Annotated in this window: 5 protein-coding genes; 2 read left to right on the top strand and 3 right to left on the bottom strand. The window is 44.0% G+C overall.

Going from position 1 to position 5,611, the window contains the following annotated elements; translation table 11 throughout:
• Both J7M13_03920 and J7M13_03915 read left to right on the top strand, forming a co-directional pair.
• Positions 1 to 1,046 (top strand): glycosyltransferase (locus J7M13_03920; protein MCD6363133.1); only part of this gene is annotated, 1,046 nt, incomplete at its 5' end.
• A 6-nt stretch (positions 1,047 to 1,052) separates the two neighbouring features.
• Positions 1,053 to 2,450, top strand: coding sequence for a sugar transferase (locus J7M13_03915; GenBank protein ID MCD6363132.1), 1,398 nt, complete (start codon positions 1,053 to 1,055; stop codon positions 2,448 to 2,450).
• Here the strand turns inward: J7M13_03915 and J7M13_03910 are convergent.
• From J7M13_03910 to J7M13_03900, 3 genes are all read right to left on the bottom strand, one after another.
• Positions 2,428 to 4,629 carry a choice-of-anchor D domain-containing protein gene (locus J7M13_03910; GenBank protein ID MCD6363131.1) on the bottom strand — a complete coding sequence of 734 codons (2,202 nt, stop codon included), beginning with the start codon at positions 4,627 to 4,629 and terminating at the stop codon, positions 2,428 to 2,430. The two genes, J7M13_03915 and J7M13_03910, sit on opposite strands and share 23 nt — an antisense overlap.
• Before the next feature lie 12 nt (positions 4,630 to 4,641).
• Positions 4,642 to 5,118, bottom strand: coding sequence for a prepilin-type N-terminal cleavage/methylation domain-containing protein (locus tag J7M13_03905; GenBank protein ID MCD6363130.1), 477 nt, complete (start codon positions 5,116 to 5,118; stop codon positions 4,642 to 4,644).
• Between the two features lie 188 nt (positions 5,119 to 5,306).
• A partial coding sequence (locus J7M13_03900) for a DUF4143 domain-containing protein (GenBank protein MCD6363129.1) occupies positions 5,307 to 5,611 on the bottom strand: 305 nt, incomplete at its 5' end.

Here is a 5,611-nt window from a genome sequence, read left to right as displayed (position 1 = left end):
GCGTTTTTCAATCCGTAAGGCAGATATGCAATAATCTTCCTCGAGATCTTTTTGAGGTATATCTCGTATATTCCTTGAGGAAGGAAACCCCTAAGGAGTGGGAAAAGCTTTTTAAAGAAGATGTTATAAAGATTTATCTTCCAATGAGAAGGGAAATATCCCCTCTGGACGATCTTAAATCCCTCTTTGAACTCTTCAAACTTATAAGGGACTATGATCCTGATATCGTTCACCTTCATTCTTCCAAGGCTGGCTTTCTCGGAAGGCTTGTTTCATTTCTTTCTCTTAGGAAAAGAGGGGTTTTCTACTCTCCCAGAGGGTTTTCCTTTTTAATGAGGGAAGTATCTCCTGTTAAAAGAAGGCTCTTTTTTATGCTTGAGAAGATAGGAGCATTTTTGGGTGGAACGATTTTAGCTTGTTCTCCTGGAGAGCTTCACGAGGCGAGAAAGCTAACCAAAAGGGTAGATCTTGTTAATAATGCCGTTGACCTTGCAGAGATAGATGCAGTTAAACCGCATAATTTTGGAAATTCTGGGAGGCTAAAGATAGCCATTTCGGGAAGGATAACCTTTGCGAGAGCTCCCTGGCTTTTTAGAAGCATAGCGGAGAAGCTTTCCTCTAAAAGGGTTGAATTTCTCTGGATAGGTGGTGGAGAGCTTGAGAAGGAGCTTATAGGCTCCCCTGTTAAAATTCTCGGCTGGATGGAAAGAGAAAGGGCAGTCTCTTTTCTCAAAAGCATAGATATATACCTTCAAACTTCACTGTGGGAAGGAATGCCTATAGCGGTTCTTGAGGCGATGGCTTGTTCCAAGCCCGTCGTGGCTACGGATGTAGTTGGGAATAGGGATCTTGTTGTGCATGGAATAACGGGGTATATCGGGAAGTGCGAGGAGGAGCTCGTTTCTTATTTAAGAAAGCTAATGGAGAACCCTGACCTTAGGTTGAAAATGGGGGCGAAAGGAAGAGAGAGAGTTGAAAGAGAGTATTCTGTTAGCGCTTTAATTGGTAGATTAACATCTCTTTATATTAGCGAGATTGAGAGGTGAGCGAGCTTGACGCGTGCTTTCCTCCTTTTGGGAGATACCATCTCTTTCGCTTTATCTTTCGCTTTAGCTTACTTTCTCAGATATGATCTTCTCGCTAATTTTTTTAAGGCAGGTCCCATTCCGTGGTCTCAGTATCTTAACATTCTGCCTTTCATTGCCTTGGTATGGATTTTCACTATGGCGCTTGAAGGTCTCTACCGGGAGCCTTTCTTAGATCCCCTCGATGAGCTTTTTTACATAGGAAGGGCTACTCTTATCACCGCTTTGCTTTTTCTTTCTTTCAGCTTCCTTTACAGGCTTTTAAGCTATTCAAGGGCGGTGATAATGCTTTCCTTTATCGTTTCTCTTCCCATCCTCTTTGGAATGAGGTATCTCTTGAGATATATTATCTGGCGATTGGGGATATCGAGAATAAAGATTCTTATTCTTGGTGCTGGCAAAGCTGGTAGATTAATCCTGTCAAAGATAAGAAAGTATCCCCTATGGGGTTATGATCCGGTTGGTTTTCTCGATGACTTTAAGGTCGGGGAAGTAGTGGACGGCTTACCAGTTATGGGAAAGCTCGACGATGTTGAGAGATTCGTTAGCGAACATAAAATAGGTGGCGTCATAATAGCGCTTCCTTCTCTCCCGAGAGAAAAGCTTCTTCCTGTGGCGAGAAGGTGTGAGCGACTTGGCATCCCCGTTAAGGTAATCCCTGATATATATGGTATTTCTTCTGCGTCGGCTCGCCTTGAGGAAGTGGAAGGTCTTTTTCTTATAGAAGTAAGGAGAAATCTTATAAAGGGATGGAATGCTTGTGTAAAGAGGATTTTTGATCTCCTGATTTCCATTCCCTCTCTCGTGCTCCTTTCTCCTCTCTTTCTTGTCATAGCTATACTGATAAAGCTTGATTCTCCCGGTCCCGTGTTCTATGTTGCTGATAGGCTTGGTGTTGGCGGGAAAACCTTTCCTTGCTTTAAGTTTAGAAGCATGTATGTTAACGCGGACGAGATTCTTGAGGAGTATCTTGAGGAAAATCCCAGTGCAAGGGAAGAATGGGAAAAGTATGCCAAGCTTCGCGAATACGATCCGAGAGTAACCAGGGTTGGAAAATTCTTGAGAAAATGGAGTCTTGATGAGCTACCTCAGCTCTGGAACGTCCTTAGAGGGGATATGAGCATTGTTGGTCCCCGTCCCTATCTTCCACGGGAGAGGGAAAAAATAGGCGAATACTTCGATGTAATTCTTGAGGTTAAGCCTGGCATAACAGGACTGTGGCAAATAAGCGGGCGCAACCTGACCACTTTCGAGGAAAGGTTGCGCCTCGATGCCTACTATATTCAAAACTGGTCGCTGTGGCTCGATATCAAAATCATATTAAGGACTTTCTTGGTCGTGTTTATGGGCAAGGGGGCTTATTGAGACGGCTCCTTAGAGCGATAAGTAGAGGAACCAGAAGTAGCAGGAGAGGGAGATTTTCCTTTCCCGGAGATGCACTGCATCCTCCAAAGATATCGTTATTTTCGTCTTTTTTTCCTTTTCCCTTTATATAAACGTAATATATATTCTTTTCAGGATCATTCGTTTCAAGCTTAACGAACCCGTCGAGGGTTCCCTCTTCTTCGGGACTGAAGTAAACCGTTATGGTTCCCGATTCATCAGGGAGAACTTTTAAGGATGCCGGGAATATCGAGAAATTGGAGGAATCCTCGCCAGTGAGGCTTGCTTCTATGTTCAGAACCCCCGTTCCGACGTTCGTTATGGTCAAAGTGGCTGATTCTGTTTCATCTATTTTTACCTCTCCAAAATCTATGCTTTCCGGCGAGACTTGCATCGATGGGACTCCTCCCCCCTCCCCGAGAGTCAGCTTTGCGTAGTTAACCGGTGAGAAGTATCCAAAGTCGCTTCCGGTCAGGTCAGCGGGCCAGTCTATATCATCTTTGTTTCCACCAGCATCATAGACGAATATATATAAATGAACCTCATCCTCTAAGTGGACGTTCCACCTCGCGGTGTAGTCTATCCTCACCTCGTATTGTAAGTGTCCGCTTGATGTTGAGACTGCAAAAGCAAGCTCATCGCTCGATACCGTTGTTGGGGTTTCATCATAATTTGGCATTCCTACGCTTCCCCAGATGGCTCTGAATAGCCCCTGCCATGTTCCATCCGTTGATTTTATCCAGTAATTTCCTTCGTTTCCCTTGACGCTGGGCCACTTCCAATCGCCGTTGGTGTCGAAATATATACCGACTTTATCTCCTTCATTAACTTGGGGATCGGCAGGGTCATCAACCGCTATATATAGATATCTCTCGTCACACTTTAAGTACAGCTTAACGCTTCCGTTCTCTATAACCGCTGCATCACTCCATTCCTCACTTCCTATACTTCCATCTATATCTGGCTTATTGTCGCTCCAGGGAGCATTTAAGCTGGGAGCGGTTTCCTCAAAGTAGCTCCTTAAAAGATCATCCCAACTTGAGTCATTAGTAAAGCTTCTTCTCGGGTCATCATAGAAGGGATTGTATTCCCTCCCTGAGGGGAAATATATTGAAACGCCATAGGCCCCGGTTAAGCTTGACGAGTGATACTCGGCTACGATGCCATTTTCTATCGCTTCTTTAACTTCAGAAGCCTTTGAGAAATTTCCCTCAAGAAGAACCGCAAGGTGGTGAAGATCTATCTCGTAGTTTCCGTAAAAGCTTTGAACCCTTGAACGAGCGTCCATTAGGGTGTTCCAGCCAGACGAGGAAAGTATCTCGTTTGTGAGATCGTTTAACGCGTTTAGAAGATCGCTAAACTTGCTCATGTTGAATGCAGATAGCGTGATGGAAAAAGAGCTACTCATGTATGAGTCTCTGTATTTTTCCACTATCGTTTGACACAGTTCCTCAGGCGTCATTGTTGGAGAAGAAACGAGAACGCTCATTATATCATCATAAGGGTATCCATTAAAGGGAATTGTCTCCTCGGATGCTACGTAGTAGTTTGCTATTCCATTTAGCTCTGACATGATTTCTATGGTTGCCATTAGACAGGCATCCATTGCTACGATATTCAGGTTCATGCCTTCAAGGGCATTTCTCAGCTCATATGCCCATAGAACATCGTTGCTGGTTTCATCAAGGCACACCCACTTAAGAGGAAGAAAGCCCTTTCTTTGATCTTTTCCTTTCCATCCCTGTCCATGATTCCATATAACGAGAAGATAGTGATTCGCTGGATAGTTACTCATTGCCCAGCTTACAAAGTCTTTTAGAACTTCTGGATCTCCCATGTCGACCTCTCGTCCTCCCTGGCCATCTCCCCAGTCCAATATCGCATTATTTAGCGTTGGTTCCATTCCCTGAGTTATGTAAAACCTGTTTGCAGTTGTCCACCCGCCATAGCTTGAATCATGTCCTCCCCTGTCAAGCTGAACCACTATATTAACCTCGCCTGATGAGCCTATAGAAGATAACTCAAGAAAATCATTTATGGCGGCTGACTCAAGATTGTTATCCGCTGCCATATATACCATAACCGTCCAGTTTGCTCCCCAGGCATATCCAGGAAGGCTTAAAAGAAGTAAAAACAAAATTCCCGCAAAAAGTTTTTTCAAACTTTACACCTCCTAATGTGTGGGAATAAGTGCTTTAAAGGCATCTGTGCCGTATTTTATACTAACTTCTACTGCATCCGGCTTGCTACCAGCTTTCTTCCAGCTTGATAGCCACCTCCTTTTTTTAAGGAACCTGAAACTTATGCTGAATTTTTTATCTTTAAGCACCGTTTCGTCGTTTCTCTTAAACTCCCCATCCTTAAACTCATACTCTACCCTTTCAAGGGAGTGGATTCCCATTTTCAGGAAAGAAAGCCTGTTTTTCTCTCCCACGAAGTTAAGCCCCCTTTTTGTTTGAAACGAACAGCGTAGATCTGAGTAGAGGAGATCGAAAAGTCCCCTTACTATCTGATTTTCAGTTGAGATGGTTTCAGAAAAGCTTTTACTTCTCGTGACTCCAAGAAGCAGCCCCAGCAGGCTCCCGCCTATAAAGGCAGCTATTGCCAGAGCCACGAGAAGCTCTATCAGGGTTAAGCCCTTCTTTTTCATAAAGTCTATTATATCAGAAAGGAAAAAGTCTTGACGCATTTGCAAAAGAAAGGGGTAAAATAGAAAAAGGAGGCAAATGAAACCGTTTATTCAAATGGCAGCCAAAGCTTCTCTATGGCTAATTATCACAGTGGCGGTAGCGTTCCTCGCAGGTTGCGGGGTTTCTTCGGATGGGTTAAGATCTTTAATCAGCGATACTCACAGAAGCGCTTCCTAATCAGCTCATCTGCTTTGTAGAATGGGGAGATCTTAATGTCTGTATTTTCTGCTCTTCCGAAGCCCTCGGTATTTGGAGTTAGAATGATGGCAAGAGGAGGATTGTATCTTTTTATAAAGCTCCTCAACGATCTCGGAGGCGAGAGGGATTTTCCAGCATACCACTTTACCTCGATGGGGAGAATTTCCTCGCCCTTTCTCAGCACGAAGTCAACCTCCGCTTTCTCCTTGCTTCTCCAGTAGTGAATTGTGAAGTCGAGTTCGCGCGATAGTTTTT

This window comes from Synergistota bacterium, assembly GCA_021159885.1.
Lineage (GTDB): Bacteria > Synergistota > GBS-1 > GBS-1 > GBS-1 > AUK310.
The sequence above is the reverse complement of the archived record's forward strand: the minus strand, read 5'-3'. Positions and strand labels throughout refer to the sequence as shown.

What these genes read in the sequence shown, in the direction of transcription:
- J7M13_03905 (MCD6363130.1), bottom strand. Translation starts at nt 5,118, where the DNA reads ATGAAAAAGAAGGGCTTAACCCTGATAGAGCTTCTCGTGGCTCTGGCA.